The organism is Pseudomonas versuta (assembly GCF_001294575.1).
GTDB classification, from domain to species: Bacteria; Pseudomonadota; Gammaproteobacteria; order Pseudomonadales; family Pseudomonadaceae; genus Aquipseudomonas; species Aquipseudomonas versuta.
In genome coordinates this window covers 3,072,039-3,091,290 of record NZ_CP012676.1, presented here as the reverse complement: position 1 = coordinate 3,091,290, position 19,252 = coordinate 3,072,039, and the positions used below count along the sequence as shown (strand labels likewise).

At 54.3% G+C, this 19,252-nt stretch carries 14 protein-coding genes and 4 tRNA genes; 12 read left to right on the top strand and 6 right to left on the bottom strand.

Features of this window, described 5'->3' with window-relative positions:
* The first annotated feature begins 216 nt into the window (after window positions 1-216).
* Together AOC04_RS13770 and cysS are read left to right on the top strand one after the other, a co-directional pair.
* Window positions 217-1,914, top strand: a complete 1,698-nt coding sequence (locus tag AOC04_RS13770) for a glutamine--tRNA ligase/YqeY domain fusion protein (RefSeq protein ID WP_060694245.1) — start codon at window positions 217-219, stop codon at window positions 1,912-1,914.
* A 21-nt stretch (window positions 1,915-1,935) separates the two neighbouring features.
* Window positions 1,936-3,318 (top strand): cysteine--tRNA ligase, encoded by a 1,383-nt coding sequence (gene cysS, locus AOC04_RS13765; RefSeq protein ID WP_060694243.1) that lies wholly within the window; start codon window positions 1,936-1,938, stop codon window positions 3,316-3,318.
* A 116-nt stretch (window positions 3,319-3,434) separates the two neighbouring features.
* Here the strand turns inward: cysS and folD are convergent, their stop codons facing one another.
* Window positions 3,435-4,289: a bifunctional methylenetetrahydrofolate dehydrogenase/methenyltetrahydrofolate cyclohydrolase FolD gene (folD, locus tag AOC04_RS13760; RefSeq protein WP_060694241.1), complete on the bottom strand. Its 855-nt coding sequence runs from the start codon at window positions 4,287-4,289 to the stop codon at window positions 3,435-3,437.
* Window positions 4,290-4,569: 280 nt separating this feature from the next.
* On the opposite strand from folD, the gene AOC04_RS13755 reads away from it, so the two are divergent.
* From AOC04_RS13755 to AOC04_RS13710, 10 genes are all read left to right on the top strand, one after another.
* Window positions 4,570-4,646 (top strand) — tRNA-Arg (locus AOC04_RS13755).
* A 41-nt stretch (window positions 4,647-4,687) separates the two neighbouring features.
* Window positions 4,688-4,763 (top strand) — tRNA-His (locus tag AOC04_RS13750).
* A gap of 55 nt (window positions 4,764-4,818) precedes the next feature.
* Window positions 4,819-4,903, top strand: a tRNA-Leu gene (locus AOC04_RS13745).
* 134 nt (window positions 4,904-5,037) lie between these two features.
* Window positions 5,038-5,113: transfer RNA gene (locus AOC04_RS13740), tRNA-His, on the top strand.
* A gap of 369 nt (window positions 5,114-5,482) precedes the next feature.
* The gene (tig, locus tag AOC04_RS13735) at window positions 5,483-6,793 is read left to right on the top strand and encodes a trigger factor (protein WP_060694239.1); all 1,311 of its coding nucleotides are present in this window, start codon (window positions 5,483-5,485) and stop codon (window positions 6,791-6,793) included.
* Between the two features lie 91 nt (window positions 6,794-6,884).
* Window positions 6,885-7,526, top strand: a complete 642-nt coding sequence (gene clpP / locus AOC04_RS13730) for an ATP-dependent Clp endopeptidase proteolytic subunit ClpP (RefSeq protein ID WP_060694236.1) — start codon at window positions 6,885-6,887, stop codon at window positions 7,524-7,526.
* 106 nt (window positions 7,527-7,632) lie between these two features.
* Window positions 7,633-8,916: an ATP-dependent Clp protease ATP-binding subunit ClpX gene (clpX, locus tag AOC04_RS13725; RefSeq protein WP_060694234.1), complete on the top strand. Its 1,284-nt coding sequence runs from the start codon at window positions 7,633-7,635 to the stop codon at window positions 8,914-8,916.
* A 153-nt stretch (window positions 8,917-9,069) separates the two neighbouring features.
* Window positions 9,070-11,466 (top strand): endopeptidase La, encoded by a 2,397-nt coding sequence (gene lon, locus AOC04_RS13720; RefSeq protein WP_060694232.1) that lies wholly within the window; start codon window positions 9,070-9,072, stop codon window positions 11,464-11,466.
* A 150-nt stretch (window positions 11,467-11,616) separates the two neighbouring features.
* Window positions 11,617-11,889 (top strand): HU family DNA-binding protein, encoded by a 273-nt coding sequence (locus AOC04_RS13715; protein WP_003183171.1) that lies wholly within the window; start codon window positions 11,617-11,619, stop codon window positions 11,887-11,889.
* A 228-nt stretch (window positions 11,890-12,117) separates the two neighbouring features.
* A complete protein-coding gene (locus AOC04_RS13710; protein WP_060694231.1) occupies window positions 12,118-13,989 on the top strand; it encodes a SurA N-terminal domain-containing protein in 1,872 nt (623 codons plus the stop codon).
* Between the two features lie 85 nt (window positions 13,990-14,074).
* Here the strand turns inward: AOC04_RS13710 and AOC04_RS13705 are convergent, their stop codons facing one another.
* The 5 genes from AOC04_RS13705 to AOC04_RS13685 all read right to left on the bottom strand — a co-directional run bounded on the left by AOC04_RS13705 (window position 14,075) and on the right by AOC04_RS13685 (window position 19,252).
* On the bottom strand, window positions 14,075-14,419 hold the full coding sequence (locus AOC04_RS13705; RefSeq protein WP_060694229.1) for an antibiotic biosynthesis monooxygenase family protein: 345 nt from the start codon (window positions 14,417-14,419) through the stop codon (window positions 14,075-14,077).
* A complete protein-coding gene (locus AOC04_RS13700) occupies window positions 14,416-15,573 on the bottom strand; it encodes a cytochrome P450 (RefSeq protein ID WP_060694227.1) in 1,158 nt (385 codons plus the stop codon). Before AOC04_RS13700 ends, AOC04_RS13705 begins: the two co-directional genes overlap by 4 nt.
* A 233-nt stretch (window positions 15,574-15,806) precedes the next feature.
* Window positions 15,807-16,601: an enoyl-ACP reductase FabI gene (gene fabI / locus AOC04_RS13695; RefSeq protein ID WP_003441378.1), complete on the bottom strand. Its 795-nt coding sequence runs from the start codon at window positions 16,599-16,601 to the stop codon at window positions 15,807-15,809.
* A 19-nt stretch (window positions 16,602-16,620) separates the two neighbouring features.
* Window positions 16,621-18,231 (bottom strand): ABC transporter ATP-binding protein, encoded by a 1,611-nt coding sequence (locus AOC04_RS13690; protein WP_060694225.1) that lies wholly within the window; start codon window positions 18,229-18,231, stop codon window positions 16,621-16,623.
* Window position 18,232: 1 nt separating this feature from the next.
* Window positions 18,233-19,252: an ABC transporter permease gene (locus AOC04_RS13685; RefSeq protein WP_060694222.1), complete on the bottom strand. Its 1,020-nt coding sequence runs from the start codon at window positions 19,250-19,252 to the stop codon at window positions 18,233-18,235.

Below are 19,252 nucleotides of genomic sequence, written 5' to 3'. Positions count from 1 at the left end.
ACGAAAGCTGGCTGGGTAGATACAGCCGCGGGGCGCAGTTTAGCGTGCCCGCACGGCATTTCGATGCTGTTTTTCCCATATGGGGATGAAAAGGCCGTATTTCAAATGGTTTGATTGAGCGCCTGCTCTGTCAGGGACTTGACAGCATCGGCTATGATAGGCGCTTTGATTTAGTCGGCCGACCCAGGCCGCGCACCTGTTACGTTCAAGGATCCTATGAGCAAGCCCACTGTCGACCCTACTTTGAATCCAAAGGCTGGCCCTGCTGCACCGGCCAATTTCCTGCGTCCTATCGTGCAGGCGGACCTTGACTCGGGTAAATGCAAACAGATCGTGACCCGTTTTCCGCCGGAGCCCAACGGTTACCTGCACATCGGTCACGCCAAATCCATTTGCGTGAACTTTGGGCTGGCTCAGGAATTTGGCGGCGTCACGCATTTGCGTTTTGACGACACCAACCCGGCCAAGGAAGACCAGGAATACATTGATGCGATCGAAAGTGACGTCAAGTGGCTGGGCTTCGAGTGGTCGGGTGAAGTGCGCTATGCGTCGCAATATTTTGACCAGTTGCATGAGTGGGCGGTTTACCTGATCAAGGAAGGCAAGGCTTATGTCTGCGACCTGACCCCCGAGCAAGCCCGGGAATACCGTGGCAGCTTGACCGAGCCGGGCAAGAACAGCCCGTTCCGTGATCGCAGCGTGGAAGAAAACATCGATCTGTTCGCACGTATGAAGGCCGGTGAGTTCGAGGACGGCAAGCGTGTATTGCGGGCCAGGATCGATATGGCTTCGCCAAACATGAACCTGCGCGATCCGATCCTGTATCGCATTCGGCATGCCCATCACCACCAGACCGGCGACAAGTGGTGCATCTATCCGAACTATGACTTCACCCATGGTCAGTCGGATGCCATCGAAGGCATTACCCATTCGATCTGCACCCTGGAGTTCGAAGGTCATCGCCCTCTGTACGAATGGTTCCTCGATAACTTGCCGGTGCCGAGCAAGCCGCGTCAGTACGAGTTCTCGCGCCTGAACCTGAACTACACCATCACCAGCAAGCGCAAGCTCAAGCAACTGGTTGATGAAAAGCACGTACATGGCTGGGATGACCCGCGCATGTCGACGCTGTCGGGTTTCCGTCGTCGTGGTTACACGCCCAAATCAATCCGCAACTTCTGCGACATGGTTGGCACTAACCGCTCCGACGGCGTGGTTGACTTCGGCATGCTGGAGTTCAGCATTCGTGACGATCTGGACCACAGCGCTCCGCGTGCGATGTGTGTGCTGCGTCCATTGAAAGTCATCATCACCAACTATCCGGAAGGCAAGGTCGAAAACCTTGAGCTGCCTCGCCACCCTAAAGAAGACATGGGTGTACGCGTGTTGCCATTCGCCCGTGAGATTTACATCGATCGTGACGACTTTATGGAAGAGCCGCCAAAAGGTTACAAGCGCCTTGAGCCTGCCGGTGAAGTGCGCCTGCGCGGCAGCTATGTGATTCGTGCTGACGAAGCGATTAAAGACGCCGATGGCAACATCGTTGAACTGCATTGCTCGTACGATCCCGAAACGCTGGGCAAGAATCCTGAAGGCCGCAAGGTCAAGGGTGTTGTGCACTGGGTGCCGGCTGCTGCCAGCGTCGAATGCGAAGTGCGTCTGTACGATCGTCTGTTCCGCTCGCCGAACCCTGAAAAGGCTGAGGACGGTGCCGGCTTCCTGGAAAACATCAACCCTGATTCGCTGCAGGTTCTTACGGGTTGTCGTGCTGAGCCGTCGCTGGGCAATGCACAGCCGGAAGACCGTTTCCAGTTCGAGCGCGAGGGTTACTTCTGCGCAGATATCAAGGACTCGAAACCTGGCCAGCCGGTATTCAACCGTACTGTGACCTTGCGTGATTCCTGGGGTCAGTGATCAAGTTTTGAGGGCGCCATCGTGCTAACGATCTACAACACGCTCACCAAGAGCAAAGAAGTTTTCAAGCCGCTGGACGGCAACAATGTGCGCATGTACGTGTGCGGCATGACCGTGTACGACTATTGCCATCTGGGTCACGGCCGCAGCATGGTGGCTTTTGACCTGGTCACGCGCTGGTTGCGTTTCAGCGGTTACGATTTGACGTATGTGCGCAACATTACCGACATCGACGACAAGATCATCAATCGTGCCCGTGAAAACGGCGAAACGTTTGAGGTGCTCACCGAGCGCATGATTGCTGCGATGCATGAAGACGAGGCGCGACTCAATATCCGCAAGCCGGACATGGAGCCGCGTGCCACGGATCATATCCCTGGCATGCACGCGATGATCCAGACCCTGATCGACAAAGGTTATGCCTACGCCCCGGGTAATGGTGACGTGTATTACCGTGTCGCCAAATTCATGGGCTACGGCAAGCTGTCGCGCAAGAAGATCGAAGACCTGCGTATCGGTGCGCGTATCGAAGTCGATGAAGCCAAGGACGATCCGCTGGATTTCGTATTGTGGAAGGGCGTTAAACCGGGCGAGCCAAGCTGGGAATCACCGTGGGGCGCGGGCCGACCGGGCTGGCACATTGAGTGCTCGGTGATGTCGACCTGCTGTCTGGGTGAAACATTCGATATCCATGGTGGTGGCAGCGATCTTGAGTTTCCGCACCACGAGAACGAAATCGCCCAAAGTGAGGCTGCGACGGGTAAGACCTACGCCAATGCCTGGATGCACTGCGGGATGATTCGCATCAATGGCGAGAAGATGTCCAAGTCCTTGAACAACTTTTTCACCATTCGCGACGTTCTGGAGAAATATCACCCGGAAGTGGTGCGTTACTTGTTGGTGTCCAGCCATTACCGGAGTTCGATCAATTACTCCGAAGATAACCTCAAGGACGCGAAAGCGGCTCTTGAGCGCTTTTATCACGCCCTCAAGGGGCTGCCAAAAGTGGCACCGGCCGGTGGTGAGGCGTTCGTTGAGCGTTTTACACAGGTGATGAACGACGACTTCGGTACCCCGGAGGCCTGTGCGGTGTTGTTTGAGATGGTTCGCGAGGTCAACCGGTTGCGCGAAACCGATCTGCCGGCGGCTGCGGGCCTGGCTGCGCGCTTGAAAGAATTGGCTGATGTGCTGGGTGTATTGCAGATTGAGGCTGATGATTTCTTGCAGGCTGGCGCTGAAGGGCGCGTGGATGCGGGGCAGGTTGATGCGTTGATTGCAGCACGTTTGGCGGCTCGTGCCGGTAAAGACTGGGCTGAGTCGGACCGGATTCGTGATCAGCTCACGGCTATGGGGGTTGTGCTTGAAGACGGTAAGGGCGGTACGACCTGGCGCCTGGCTGACTAGGTTTATCGCTGTGTGAACAAAAGCCCGCCCTGTGCGGGCTTTTGTTTGTCCGGCTTTTTGGCTACGCCAATAACAACGGCACCCGAAGGTGCCGTTGTTGGTACATGTGCTGGTGTTTATTTGTGCAGTGTTTCGGCTGCGTACAAAGTATTTTCCAGCAAGCAGGCGCGAGTCATCGGGCCAACACCGCCAGGAACCGGAGTAATCCAGCCTGCGCGGGGCAGGGCGGTTTCGTAAACTACGTCGCCCACCAGCTTGCCATCAGCCTGGCGGTTGATGCCGACGTCGATAACGATAGCGCCTTCCTTGATCCATTCGCCTTTGACCAGGCCCGGCTTGCCGGCGGCTACGACCACCAGGTCGGCTCGGCCCACGTGGCCGGCCAGATCCTTGGTGAAGCGATGGGTAACCGTTACGGTACAGCCTGCCAGCAACAGTTCCATTGCCATCGGGCGACCAACAATGTTGGAGGCGCCAACAATTACCGCGTCCATTCCGTACAGGTCCTGTCCCGTGCTTTCCAGCAGGGTCATGATGCCTTTCGGGGTGCAGGGGCGCAGCAGTGGAATGCGCTGGGCCAGGCGTCCGACGTTATAAGGATGGAATCCGTCTACGTCCTTGTCCGGGCGGATGCGCTCCAGCAGCTTGGACGCGTCCAGGTGCTCGGGCAATGGCAGCTGCAACAGAATGCCGTCGATATTCGCGTCTTCATTAAGACGGTCAATCAAGTCGGTCAGTGCTTGCTGGCTAGTATCCGAAGGCAGGTCATAAGCTTGAGAGAGAAAGCCTACCTCTTCGCAGTCTTTACGCTTGTGCGAAACATAAACCTGGGAGGCAGGATCGCTGCCGACCAGAATCACTGCCAGGCCAGGAGTGCGCAGGCCTTGCTCGTGACGCTCGGCGACACGTTTTGCAATCTGCTTGCGCAGGCTGGCGGCGATCGCTTTGCCGTCGATTAGTTGTGCAGTCATTACGCGTGATTAACCATCGTAAAGGGTGGAAAAAGGACGTGCATTCTCGCATGCCGTGACGTAAGGGCAAAGGCGCTTGGTCTGCTTATTCCCCTAACTCCTTTATATTTCTAAACTTTTTTTAAAAAAGAGTTGACGGCTTTCAGGGTCGCCTATAATATTCGTCGCACTTGTCGGGCAGAGCCTAGCACTGGTTAAGAAGGTAGAGCGAAGTTGATGTCCGGCTTGGTGATACTGAAAGCACTTAGTTTGTAGTCGTCACAGAGTACAGATTAACAAGGCGCCCGTAGCTCAGCTGGATAGAGCATCCGCCTTCTAAGCGGATGGTCGCAGGTTCGAGTCCTGCCGGGTGCGCCATTAGGCAGCTTTGGCACAAGTAGGGTTACAAAGGCAATATGGTGGGCGTAGCTCAGTTGGTAGAGCACGGGATTGTGACTCCCGTTGTCGAGGGTTCGATCCCCTTCGTCCACCCCATATTTAGAAAGGCGCCAGATTAATAGTCTGGCGTCTTTGCTTCAAAAGTTTGAATGCGGATGTGGTGGAATTGGTAGACACACTGGATTTAGGTTCCAGCGCCGCAAGGTGTGAGAGTTCGAGTCTCTCCGTCCGCACCAAATAAGGTTTGGCGATTTCTCTGTAGGGTTCGCTTAACCGATGAATAAAGCCGCCCCGAGCGGCTTTATTCTTTTACGAAGCTGCGCTTTCATGAGTGGCTCGTAGTGATGTTGAAAGTTTCAAATGCAATATGGTGGGCGTAGCTCAGTTGGTAGAGCACGGGATTGTGACTCCCGTTGTCGAGGGTTCGATCCCCTTCGTCCACCCCATATTTAGAAAAACGCCAGATTAATAATCTGGCGTTTTTTTTCGTTCCGGCTTTTTTGATGTGATGGGTGTGCGACATTGTGTTGCTGAATAATGCCTGTCTTGCGCCCGTGCGTCGGTTGCGGGTGTTGTCGTGCTCTTGGTTAATGCCTTCTTCTATATAGAAGGCAAGAGGCTCTGAGTTAGGGCTATGTAAGCTTTTTTGTGTATTGGCGTGTTTGAGCAGATCACTGCTTGCGCTTAATAATGTGCCTGCTGTTTCTGTGCGCGATTGCGGTAGGGTGACTTCTTGAGTTTGACCCACTAGAATGCATGCCCTTGATTATGGGGTCGGAAACGGCCGGCTAATGTCTGTGCAACGAGGAATATCCATGCAAGTTTCTGTTGAAAATACTTCCGCTCTTGAGCGTCGCATGACCATTGGCGTGCCATCTGAGCGTATTGAGGCTGAAGTCAACAAGCGTCTGCAGCAGACCGCCCAAAAGGCCAAAATCCCGGGCTTCCGTCCAGGCAAGGTGCCAATGAGCGTGATTCGTCAGCGTTACGAAGCTGATGCGCGTCAAGAAGCACTGGGCAACGTGATCCAGGCTTCGTTCTATGAAGCAGTGGTTGAGCAAAAGCTGAACCCGGCTGGCGCACCTTCGGTAGAGCCAAAAGTCTTCGAAAAAGGCAAGGATCTGGAATACGTTGCGACCTTCGAAGTATTCCCTGAATTCGAAGTCACCGGTCTGGACACTATTGCTATCGAGCGCCTGAGCGCCGAAGTGGCTGATGCTGACCTGGACAAAATGCTGGACGTACTGCGCAAGCAGAACACCCGCTTTGAATTGACTGAGCGCGCTGCTCAGAACGAAGATCAGTTGAACATTGATTTCGTTGGCAAAGTTGATGGCGAAGTATTTGCTGGCGGTTCGGCCAAGGGTACTCAGCTGGTTCTGGGCTCGGGCCGCATGATTCCTGGCTTTGAAGAAGGTCTGGTAGGTGCTAAAGCTGGTGAAGAACGCGTTCTGAACCTGACTTTTCCTGCTGACTATCAGAACCTGGACCTGGCTGGCAAAGCCGCTGAGTTCACTGTGACTGTCAACACTGTTTCCGAGCCTAAGCTGCCAGAGCTGAACGAAGAGTTCTTCGCTCAGTTCGGTATCAAGGAAACAGGTCTGGAAGGTTTCCGCGCTGAAGTTCGCAAGAACATGGAGCGTGAGCTGCGTCAGGCAATCAAATCCAAGGTCAAAAATCAGGTAATGGACGGTCTGTTGGCTGCCAACCCGATTGAAGTGCCAAAATCCCTGCTGTCCAACGAAGTTGATCGTCTGCGCGTTCAGGCTGTTCAGCAATTCGGCGGCAACATCAAGCCTGATCAACTGCCGGCCGAGCTGTTCGAAGAACAAGCAAATCGCCGTGTAGTTCTGGGTCTGATCGTGGCTGAAGTGGTCAAGCAGTTCGACCTCAAGCCTGACGAAGATCGCGTTCGTGAAATGATTCAGGAAATGGCTTCCGCTTACCAGGAGCCAGAGCAGGTTGTAGCTTGGTACTACAAAAATGACGCGCAATTGAACGAGGTTCGTTCGGTTGTGCTGGAAGAGCAAGTTGTGGATACTGTTCTGCAGAAGGCTAAGGTGACCGATAAAGCGGTCTCTTACGAAGAAGCTGTTAAGCCGGTGGAAGCTCCACAAGCCGACTGATTTCTGACTCGTTAGAAAACACAACCATAAGCCAGCCTCGAGCTGGCTTATGCGTATTCCAGACAAGACTATTTGGGAGTGACTGCCGGACATGTCCCGCAATTCTTATATTCAGCAGAACTCTGACATTCAGGCCGCTGGCGGCCTGGTCCCGATGGTTGTTGAGCAGTCTGCCCGTGGCGAGCGCTCCTACGACATCTATTCGCGCCTCCTTAAGGAGCGGATCATTTTCCTGGTAGGCCCTGTCGAAGACTACATGGCAAACCTGGTTGCTGCGCAGCTGCTTTTCCTTGAGGCCGAAAACCCGGACAAGGACATTCATCTCTACATCAACTCTCCTGGCGGCTCTGTAACAGCAGGGATGTCGATCTACGACACCATGCAGTTCATCAAGCCGGACGTATCGACCATTTGTATTGGTCAAGCCTGCAGCATGGGTGCTTTCCTGCTGGCAGGTGGTGCTCCGGGCAAGCGTCATTGCTTGCCTAACTCGCGCATGATGATTCACCAGCCACTTGGCGGTTTCCAGGGGCAGGCGTCGGATATCGACATTCATGCCAAGGAAATCCTCAATATTCGTCACCGTTTGAACTCGCTGTTGGCTCACCACACCGGTCAGACTCTCGAAACTATCGAGCGTGATACCGAACGTGACAACTTCATGAGCGCTGAGCGTGCAACCGAATACGGTTTGATCGACTCTGTGTTCAGCAAGCGTCAAATGCCCGCTTAAGTAGCTCAAATGTAGGCGGTTGGATTTACTAACCCTTTGCGGGCTTGAAAAAGCCCGCAGTTGCCTTCATCTTGTGTTGCAAGCCTATCGGATTTGGATCGATCGAATGACTGACACCCGCAACGGCGAGGACAACGGCAAATTGCTCTATTGCTCCTTCTGTGGCAAAAGCCAGCATGAAGTGCGCAAATTGATTGCCGGCCCCTCGGTCTTTATCTGCGACGAATGCGTCGACCTGTGCAATGACATCATCCGTGAGGAGGTGCAGGAAGCCCAGGCCGAAAGCAGTGCGCATAAATTACCTTCGCCAAAAGAAATCAGCGGCATCCTTGATCAATACGTCATTGGTCAGGAGCGTGCCAAAAAGGTTTTGGCTGTAGCGGTTTATAACCACTACAAGCGCCTTAACCAGCGTGACAAGAAAAATGACGATGTCGAACTCGGCAAGAGCAACATCCTGCTGATCGGTCCTACTGGCTCGGGTAAAACCCTGCTGGCAGAAACCTTGGCTCGTTTGCTGAATGTACCTTTCACGATTGCAGATGCAACCACGCTTACTGAGGCGGGTTACGTAGGCGAAGATGTGGAAAACATCATTCAGAAACTGCTTCAGAAATGCGATTACGACGTAGAAAAGGCCCAGATGGGTATCGTCTACATCGATGAGATTGACAAGATTTCGCGCAAATCTGACAACCCTTCCATTACCCGCGATGTTTCCGGTGAGGGTGTACAGCAGGCACTGCTTAAACTGATCGAAGGCACTGTTGCTTCCGTACCGCCTCAAGGTGGTCGCAAGCATCCTCAGCAGGAATTTTTGCAGGTTGATACCCGTAATATCCTGTTTATCTGTGGCGGTGCATTCTCGGGTCTGGAGAAGGTTGTTCAGGCGCGCTCAACTCGTGGCGGCATCGGCTTCAGTGCTGAGGTACGCAGCAAGGAAGAGGGCAAGAAGGTTGGCGAGTCCCTGCGAGAAGTCGAACCTGATGATTTGGTCAAGTTTGGTCTGATCCCGGAATTTGTTGGACGTCTTCCTGTTCTGGCGACACTTGATGAGCTGGACGAAGCTGCACTGATGCAGATTCTGACCGAGCCTAAGAACGCGCTGACCAAGCAGTATGGCAAGTTGTTCGAGATGGAAGGTGTTGATCTCGAGTTCCGGGCTGATGCCTTGAAAGCTGTGGCCAAGCGTGCGCTTGAGCGCAAGACGGGCGCGCGTGGTTTGCGTTCGATTCTGGAAAGCGTATTGCTCGACACCATGTTTGAAATCCCCTCGCAATCCGAGGTGAGTAAAGTGGTGATCGACGAAAGCGTTATAGAAGGTAAGTCCAAGCCGTTGTTGATTTATGAAAACAACGAAGCGACTGCCAAGGCTGCACCTGACGCGTAAGTGTATTACGTGTTACGTGTTAAAGAAGGGGCCTTCGGGCCCCTTTTTTTTCCCTGTCGTACAACGCTTGTTTTTTTTCGGAACTGCCCCCATCTTGGCTTCAAGCTTACTTCCATCTGATTACGGCCTTATGGCCGCCGTAGAGGCGAAATCATGAAGACAACCATTGAATTGCCTCTCCTGCCATTGCGCGATGTTGTGGTTTATCCGCACATGGTTATCCCACTGTTCGTGGGACGCGAGAAATCAATCGAGGCCCTTGAGGCTGCGATGACGGGTGACAAGCAGATTCTGCTGTTGGCTCAAAAAAATCCTGCCGACGATGATCCGGGCGAAGACGCGCTCTATCGTGTAGGTACCATTGCCACTGTTCTGCAACTGCTCAAGCTTCCAGATGGCACCGTTAAAGTTTTGGTTGAAGGCGAGCAGCGCGGTGCTGTCGAGCGTTTCGGCCAGGCTGATGGCTATCTGAGTGCCGAAGTTTCCTTGATTGATGAGGTGGCTGCCCCGGAACGTGAGTCCGAGGTGTTTGTACGCAGCCTGATCTCTCAGTTCGAGCAATATGTGCAACTGGGCAAGAAGGTCCCGGCTGAAGTTCTGTCGTCGCTTAACAGCATTGATGAGCCAAGCCGCCTGGTCGATACGATGGCTGCCCATATGGCACTCAAGATCGAGCAGAAGCAGGAAATCCTTGAGATCATCGACCTGCAAACCCGGGTTGAGCACGTATTGGCGTTACTTGATGCCGAGATTGACCTGCTGCAAGTTGAAAAGCGTATTCGCGGTCGTGTCAAAAAGCAGATGGAGCGCAGCCAGCGCGAGTACTACCTGAATGAGCAGATGAAGGCCATTCAGAAGGAGCTCGGCGATGGTGATGAAGGTCACAACGAAATCGAAGAGCTGAAAAAGCGCATCGACTCAGCGGGTTTGCCCAAGGATGCAATGGCCAAGGCTCAGGCTGAGCTGAACAAGCTCAAGCAAATGTCTCCGATGTCTGCAGAGGCCACTGTGGTGCGCTCCTACATCGACTGGCTGGTGCAGGTGCCGTGGAAAGCGCAGAGCAAGGTGCGTCTGGACCTTAAGCGCGCTGAAGACATTCTTGATGCCGATCACTACGGTCTGGATGAAGTCAAAGAGCGGATACTCGAATATCTTGCCGTGCAAAAACGCGTGAAGAAAATTCGCGGGCCGGTTTTGTGCCTGGTCGGACCTCCAGGTGTAGGTAAAACCTCTCTTGCCGAGTCCATTGCGCACGCGACTAACCGTAAATTCGTACGTATGGCCTTGGGTGGTGTGCGTGACGAAGCGGAAATTCGCGGTCATCGTCGTACCTACATCGGCTCGATGCCAGGTCGTTTGATCCAAAAGATGACAAAAGTCGGTGTGCGTAATCCTCTGTTCCTGCTCGATGAAATCGACAAAATGGGCAGTGATATGCGCGGTGATCCGGCCTCTGCTCTGCTTGAGGTGCTTGATCCCGAGCAAAACCACAATTTTAATGACCATTACCTTGAGGTCGATTACGACCTGTCCGATGTAATGTTCCTGTGTACCTCCAACTCGATGAATATCCCTCCGGCATTGCTGGACCGGATGGAAGTCATTCGTCTGCCGGGTTACACCGAAGACGAAAAAATCAACATCGCTGTCAACTACCTCGCCCCCAAGCAAATTGAAGCCAATGGTTTGAAAAAAGGCGAGATAGCGTTCGACAATGAAACCATTCGCGACATCATTCGCTATTACACCCGCGAAGCCGGTGTGCGGGGCCTTGAGCGCCAGATTGCGAAGATTTGCCGCAAGGCAGTCAAAGAACACGCGATGGAAAAACGTTTTGCAATCACGGTCACACCAGAGCTTCTTGAACACTTTTTGGGTGTTCGAAAATACAGCTACGGTCTGGCCGAGGTGCAGGATCAAATTGGTCAGGTGACCGGTCTGGCCTGGACTCAGGTCGGTGGCGAGCTGTTGACGATTGAGGCTGCGGTAGTACCGGGCAAGGGCCAGTTGATCAAGACCGGTTCCCTCGGTGACGTGATGGTTGAGTCGATTACTGCTGCATTGACGGTGGTTCGCAGTCGCGCCAAGAGCTTGGGTATCCCGTTGGATTTCCACGAGAAACGCGATATCCACATCCACATGCCAGAAGGTGCTACACCCAAAGATGGTCCTAGTGCGGGTGTAGGAATGTGCACGGCCCTGGTTTCGGCGCTTACTCTGATTCCAGTTCGTGCCGATGTTGCGATGACCGGAGAAATCACCTTGCGTGGCCAAGTATTGGCGATAGGGGGCTTGAAGGAAAAGTTACTGGCTGCCCATCGAGGTGGGATCAAGACTGTAATTATTCCTGAAGAAAACGTCCGCGATCTGAAGGAAATTCCTGACAACATCAAACAGGATCTTCAGATTAAACCGGTTAAATGGATTGACGAGGTCCTGCAAATTGCGCTGCAATACGCGCCAGAGCCCTTGCCGGATGTGGCTCCCGAGATCGTTGCCAAGGATGACAAGCGAGAGTCTGACTCTAAGGAAAGAATTAGCACGCATTAATACGGATTTGCCTGACGTGCTTTCTTGACGCTTTTTAGAGCCCTTGTTATAAAGCGGCTCTATAAGTGTCCGTAAGTGCTTCAGCAGTCGTTTTGCTTTTTACCAAAAAAACTTTAGAAACATACTCAGATAGATATAAGGGGACTTAGAGTGAACAAGTCGGAACTGATTGATGCTATCGCTGCATCTGCTGATATCCCGAAAGCTGCAGCTGGCCGTGCGCTGGACGCAGTAATCGAATCCGTCACTGGCGCTCTTAAGGCTGGCGACTCTGTGGTACTGGTTGGTTTTGGTACTTTCTCTGTGACTGATCGCCCGGCTCGCACTGGTCGTAACCCGCAGACTGGTAAAACGCTGGAAATTCCTGCTGCTAAAAAACCAGGCTTCAAAGCCGGTAAAGCGCTGAAAGAAGCGGTTAACTAAGTTTTTGTAACACATTTACCCAACCGGGTCAGGCGCACGCCAGGCTTGGCAGCGGAGCGGTAGTGCCGTCGGTGGTTTCATCGACGTGTTACGCCGGGGGTCGCGGGTTCGAGCCCGGTCCGCTCCGCCAGTTACGAGAAGGCGCATCCTCGGATGCGCCTTTCTTCTATCCGGACTCTACCCACGCTCCACGGTTGCTCATTATGCAAGACCGTTTCTGGGGGAAGCATGCTGCAAAATATCAGGGACAATTCACAAGGCTGGATTGCCAAGACCATCATCGGTGTCATCGTCGCGTTAATGGCGTTGACCGGTTTCGATGCTATTTTTAAAGCCACCTCTACCAGCCAGGATGCGGCCAAGGTCAACGGTGAAGAAATCACTCAAGTCGAGCTCAGCCAAGCTGTTGACATGCAACGTCGTCAACTGATGCAACAGCTCGGCAAAGATTTTGATGCCTCTTTGCTGGATGAGAAAATGCTGCGTGAAGCAGCACTGAAAGGGCTGATCGATCGCAAATTATTGCTACAGGGCGCTAATCAGGCGAAGTTCTCTTTCTCTGAAGCCGCTTTGGACCAAGTCATTCTGCAGACGCCTGAGTTTCAGGAAAATGGCCAGTTCAGCGCTGAGCGTTTCGATCAGGTGATCCGCCAGCTGGGTTACGGTCGTCTGCAATTCCGTGACATGCTGGGCCAGGAAATGCTGATTGGTCAGTTGCGTGCCGGTTTGGCGGGCAGTGGTTTCGTGACCGATGAGCAAGTTAATGCGTTTGCCCGTCTCGAAAAACAAACCCGTGATTTCGCTTCTCTGAATATCAAGGCCGATCCGGCTGCGGTGAAAGTGAGCGATGACGAAATCAAGGCCTACTACGACGAGCATGCCAAAGAATTCATGACTCCCGATCAGGTCGTGATCGACTACATCGAGTTGAAGAAATCTTCGTTCTTTGATCAGGTGGCTGTGAAGGATGATGAGCTGCAAGCTCTTTATCAGAAAGAAACCGCCAACCTGGCAGAGCAGCGCCGGGCGTCGCACATCCTGATTGAAGTGAACGACAAGGTCAGCGATGAGCAGGCCAAAGCCAGGATTGCCGAGATCCAGCAGCGTCTGGCCAAGGGTGAAAGCTTCGAAGCATTGGCCAAAGAGTTCTCCCAGGATCCAGGCTCGGCTACCAATGGTGGTGATTTGGGTTTCGCAGGTCCGGGTGTTTACGACCCTGTGTTTGAAACAGCACTTTACGCACTGAAAAAAGATCAGGTGTCGGAGCCGGTTCGCACCAGCTTTGGCTACCACCTGATCAAGCTGCTGGGCGTAGAGGCTCCTGAAGTGCCAAGTTTCGCCAGCTTGAAAGGCAAGCTGACGCATGACCTGAAAACCCAACAGGTTGAGCGCCGCTTTGTTGATGCAACCAAGCAGCTGGAAGACTCTGCCTTCGAAGCATCCGACCTGGTTCAGCCAGCTCAAGAACTGAAACTGACTGTGCACACATCTGCACCGTTTGGTCGTCAGGGTGGCGAAGGTATTGCTGCCAACCGTGCCGTGATCCAGGCTGCGTTCAGCACTGAAGTGATGGATGAAGGGGCCAACAGCACTGCCATCGAGCTCGATCCGGAAACGGTGGTTGTGTTGCGCGTCAAGGAGCACCTCAAGCCTGAGCAGTTGCCTCTGGAAGCCGTTGCCTCAAGCATTCGTGCGCAATTGGTTAAAGAGCACGCCAGTGCTGCTGCTAAAACCAAGGCTGAAGACATCATCAAAGGGCTGCGCGATGGCAAGTTGCCGTTGAATCAGCCAATCGATGGTCTGTCGTGGAAGGTTGAGGAGGCTGTTGCCCGCGGTCAGGAAGGTATTGATCCTGCCGTGCTGCAAGCCGTATTCCGCTTGCCCAAGCCTGTGTCCAAGGACAAGCCGACTTTTGGTAGCGTGACCCTGGCCGATGGCACTGTTGTCGTACTGCGCTTGAATGGCGTGAACGATGCTGCCAAGCCGACAGATGAAGAGAAGGCGTCGTATCGTCGCTTCCTCGCTTCGCGTGTTGGCCAGCAAGACTTCGAAGCTTATCGCAAGCAGTTGCAAAACGAAGCGAAGGTCGAGCGCTACTAAGCGTTAGATTACTCGCATCTAGAAAAAGGCCGCTCATTGAGCGGCCTTTTTTATTGCGGTAATACAAACAACACAATCCCTGCCGTTACGAGTGTGCTTTTCGGCTATCAGCCGGGGCCTCAGAGCGCTCAGTGAGGGAGTAGTCACGCAGTACATGGGCGATGCGCAAGCGATAGTCTTCGAAGACCTGGGCGCGCCCTTCAGACTGGGCCTGACGATGCTCTTCCAGTCGGCGCCAGCGCTGTATGGCTTCTTCGTCGCGCCAGAATGACAATGACAGCACCTTTCCAGGCTCGCTGAGGCTCTGGAAGCGCTCGATGGAAATGAAGCCCTCCAGTTCAGCGAGCAATGGCCTGAGTTCGGCAGCAAGATCGAAATAACGCTGCAATTGATCGGTGTGCGGCCTGGCCTCAAAAATAACAGCAATCATTGCGCAATCTCCGGCCACCGGCCAAATCGGGGGATCCGGCCATTGATTGATGAGAGATAGCGCCATTGCAAAGTGCGGATTGAGGACGAGTCCTGTCGTTTAAGTAACGCGCCAATGGTTTCAGAGGTGATCACCAGTGCCAATTGCTGGCCTGGGCACTGATGCCTACCGAGCCCGAAACTGAAGCTCTGGCGCTGAGACCGCTTGAGCAACAAGCAGTCGGGATCTGGATTGATATCCGGGTCTCTGTTGGCAGATGCCAGCAGCAACAAAACCCGATCACCTGCCTTTAAAGTGCAATTGCCGATCACGCAGGATTTGGCAACAAAGCGCCGTGTGTTCTGGACCGATGGGTCTAAGCGCGATACCTCGGTAACCAACTCGGGTATGAGTGCGGGGGTTCGGCTGACTTTTTCAAGTAACTCCGGGTCTTGTTGCAGAGCTACCAGCGTGTTGCCGATCAGTCCCGCGGTGGCTTCGCAGGTCTGTGATAACAAACCGATCAAATTCGCGATCAATACGTCATGGTCTTCCTGCGTACCCGATCGTGCACCTGAGCAAATAGCGTTGAGCAAAGCGCCGGGGGCGTATTCATCCTTCAAAAGGTGGTTAAACATCTGACTCAGCCGGGTTGCAGCAATATCAGCATTGCGCAGCTGCAATTCATTGCTCAAAGGGGAGAGGCACGCGACGAAATCACGTGTCAAAGCGGCAACAGTGGGTAGCTGCTGCGCACCAAAGCCCATCAACCTGCAAAGCACGGAAACCGGCAACGTGAACATGAGCGCGTTCAGGCTATTGGCAGAGCAGTCTGTCTTGACCAGTTGTGCAACCAATGCTGCGATTTCTGCTGGTGGCACTGCTGCCAGTACCGGCTCGATAGCCGCTCTGGGGCACTGATGGCGCTGCCCTTCGTTCATACGCATCAAGTTGCCAAAAACCTGGCCGGCAGCTGTTTGAGCTATCAATGGTGGGACGGGTTCATGGCAGGGGCGTACCAATAAATCTGGATGTTGCAGCATGGCCTGTATGACAGTTGCTCCGCTTGCGACCCAGCATTCCAGACGGGTGTCGAAGTACACGTCTGCCTGGTGTCTCAGTTGCGCATAACAGGTATAGGGGGCGGCGTGCGTTACAGCCTCGAAGGGTGTCATTCAGAGCGTCCTTTTCACTAAGAATGTTTACTTTCCCCCATCCTCCTGGCCGATGATTCGCTCAGGAGCGAAGTATGAATGTTGCACGCGCGCAGTCATTTGCAGTCCCCTCGTTCCGCCAGGGTGCTGGTCCCGGGTGCCCGTCCCGAAATCACGCTTTTAAAGCCCGCAACGCAAAACGCCCGATGCAATCAATGCACCGGGCGTTCTGGAATGTTGCTGCTGCGAAGAAGTTACTCTTCGAGGCTGCCCATTGCGGTGGTGTTGAAACCGCCGTCTACGTACATGATTTCGCCGCTGATGCCCGATGCCAGATCAGAGCACAGGAACGCGCCGGCATTGCCGACTTCGTCAATGGTCACGTTACGACGCAGAGGAGTCTGCGCTTCGTTGGCCGCCAGCATTTTGCGGAAGTTCTTGATACCCGATGCAGCCAGGGTACGAATCGGGCCGGCCGATACGCAGTTAACGCGAGTACCTTCCGGGCCCAGGCTGCCTGCCAGGTAACGTACACCCGCTTCCAGGCTGGCCTTGGCCATGCCCATCACGTTGTAGTTGGGCATGGTGCGCTCTGCGCCCAGGTAGGACAGGGTCAGCAGGCTGCCATTGCGGCCTTTCATCATTGGACGGCCAGCCTTGGCCAGAGCCACGAAGCTGTAGGCGCTGATGTCGTGAGCGATGCGGAAGCCTTCACGAGTCGTCGCGTCTGTGAAGTCGCCATCCAGCTGATCGCCAGGTGCGAAGCCAACGGAGTGAACGATGCAGTCCAGACCATCCCATTTTTTGCTCAGATCTTCGAAGACCTTGGCGATTTCTTCATCGCTGGCAACGTCGCAAGGGAAGCACAGTTCAGGGTTGGAGCCCCAGCCTGCAGCGAACTCTTCAACGCGGCCTTTAAGCTTTTCGTTCTGATAAGTGAAAGCAAGTTCAGCGCCTTCACGGTGCATGGCGGCAGCAATGCCAGAAGCGATGGACAATTTGCTAGCGACACCGACGATCAGGACGCGCTTACCGGCGAGAAAACCCATGTGTTGTTCCTCTATCAGGTTAATCGACAGCCACTGGCGCCAAAAAGGCGGCTTCCAGCAGCTGCTGTGTATATGGATGTTGCGGTGAGGCAAAGATACTTTGCGCATCACCCTGTTCGACCACTTGGCCATGCTTGACCACCATCAGTTGGTGGCTAAGCGCTTTGACGACAGCCAGGTCATGGCTGATAAACAAATACGTCAGGTTGTACTTGGCTTGCAGTGAGCGCAGCAGCTCAACTACTTGACGTTGTACAGTGCGGTCCAACGCGGAGGTTGGCTCGTCCAGCAGAATCAACGCCGGTTTTAAAACCAGTGCCCGGGCAATGGCGATCCGTTGCCGTTGCCCGCCTGAAAACTCGTGAGGGTAGCGGTGCCGGGTTTCCGGATCCAGACCTACTTCTCGCAAGGCTTCAATAATTGCGATTTCCTGCTCTGCAGCGGTGCCCATACGGTGAATGCGCAAACCTTCACCGACAATCTCGCTGACGCTCATGCGTGGGCTGAGACTGCCGAACGGGTCCTGGAACACCACCTGCATTTCCCGTCTCAGCGGTCGGATTTCCTGACGAGACAGACAGTCTAGCCGTTTGTCTTCGAAACGAATCAAACCCTGGCTGGCAATCAGACGCAAAATCGCCAGGCCCAGTGTCGACTTGCCCGATCCGCTCTCTCCCACAATGCCCAGGGTCTGTCCCTGTAGCAGGCTGAAGTTTATGCCGTCGACCGCTTTGACGTAATCAACTGTCTTGCGCAGCAGGCCCTTTTTGATCGGGAACCAGACTTTCAGGTCCTCGACTGCCAGCAATGGCGGCCCTGCGATTGTCCTGGCAGGGTCTCCGCTGGGCTCTGCACTAAGCAATTCCCGGGTGTACGGATGCTGTGGTGAACGAAACAACTGTTCACACGATGCCTGTTCGACGATTAAACCTTGCTGCATGACACATACCCGATGCGCAATTCGTCGAACCAGGTTCAAATCGTGACTGATCAGGAGCAACGCCATCCCCAGGCGTGCCTGCAATTCCTTCAGTAATTCCAGAATTTTCAACTGCACCGTAACGTCCAGTGCCGTAGTGGGTTCGTCTGCGATCAAGAGTTCGGGTTCGTTCGCCAGGGCCATGGCGATCATCACGCGCTGACGCTGGCCCCCTGACAGCTCATGTGGCAGCGCTTTTAAACGCTTGCGGGGCTCCGGTATGCCAACCAGCTCCAGCAGCTCCAGAGTGCGCTGTGTGGCCGCCTTGCCGGTTAGTCCTTTGTGAATGCCGAGCACTTCATTGATTTGCTTTTCAATGCAGTGCAACGGGTTCAGCGATGTCATGGGCTCCTGGAAAATCATGGCAATGCGATTGCCACGAATATGCCTCAGCTTTTTCTCCGGCAGAGTCAGCAGATCCTCTCCGGCATAGACGATGCTGCCCGTGGGATGACGTGCCAGCGGGTAGGGCAACAGTCGCAAAATCGAGTGCGCGGTAACTGATTTCCCCGAGCCGCTTTCACCTACCAGTGCCAGGGTTTCGCCGCGTTTGATGTCGAAACTGATGCCTTGCACCACACGATGGGGTTGTTCCCCGCTTACAAACTCTACGGAGAGATCACGCACTTCAATCAGATTTTTCTGCGTCATCTCATTTCCTCGGGTCGAAAGCATCGCGAGCGGACTCGCCGATAAACACCAGCAGGCTGAGCATGATGGCCAACACGGCGAAGGCACTGATGCCCAGCCACGGCGCTTGCAGGTTGGACTTGCCTTGCGCAACCAGCTCGCCCAGTGACGGCGCGCCCGGGGGCAGGCCGAAACCCAGGAAGTCCAGCGCGGTGAGGGTACCAATGGCGCCAGTCAAAATAAACGGCATGAAGGTCATGGTCGAAACCATCGCATTGGGCAGGATATGGCGGTACATGATTGCCATGTCCTGCATACCCAGAGCCCGTGCGGCGCGCACATATTCCAGGTTGCGTCCGCGCAGGAATTCGGCGCGCACCACATCGACCAGGCTCATCCATGAGAACAGCAACATGATCCCCAGCAGCCACCAAAAGTTCGGCTGTACGAAACTGGCAAGAATGATCAGCAGGTACAGCACGGGCAAGCCTGACCAGATTTCAAGAAAACGCTGACCGGCGAGGTCGACCCAACCGCCATAAAAACCCTGAAGTGCCCCGGCGATCACGCCAATGATCGAACTCAAAATGGTCAATGTCAGGGCGAACAGCACCGAAATCCTGAAGCCATAAATCACCCGGGCCAACACATCGCGGCCTTGGTCATCGGTACCCAGCCAGTTTTCGGCGGAGGGTGGCGCGGGAGCGGGGACTTTCAGATCGTAGTTAATGCTCTGATAGCTGTAAGGGATGGGCGGCCACAATACCCAGGCGTCTTTCTTGGCCAGCAGTTCGCGGATATAGGGGCTCTTGTAGTTGGCTTCGAGCGGGAACTCCCCGCCAAAATCCGTTTCCGGGTAGCGCTTGAGTGCCGGGAAATACCACTCACCGTCGTAATTGATCACCAGCGGCTTATCGTTGGCGATCAGCTCGGCGCCAAGGCTGAGTCCGAAGAGCAGCAGAAAGATCCACAGTGACCACCAGCCACGCTTGTTGGCCTTGAAACGTTCAAAACGTCTTCGATTGAGGGGGGACAGTTTCAT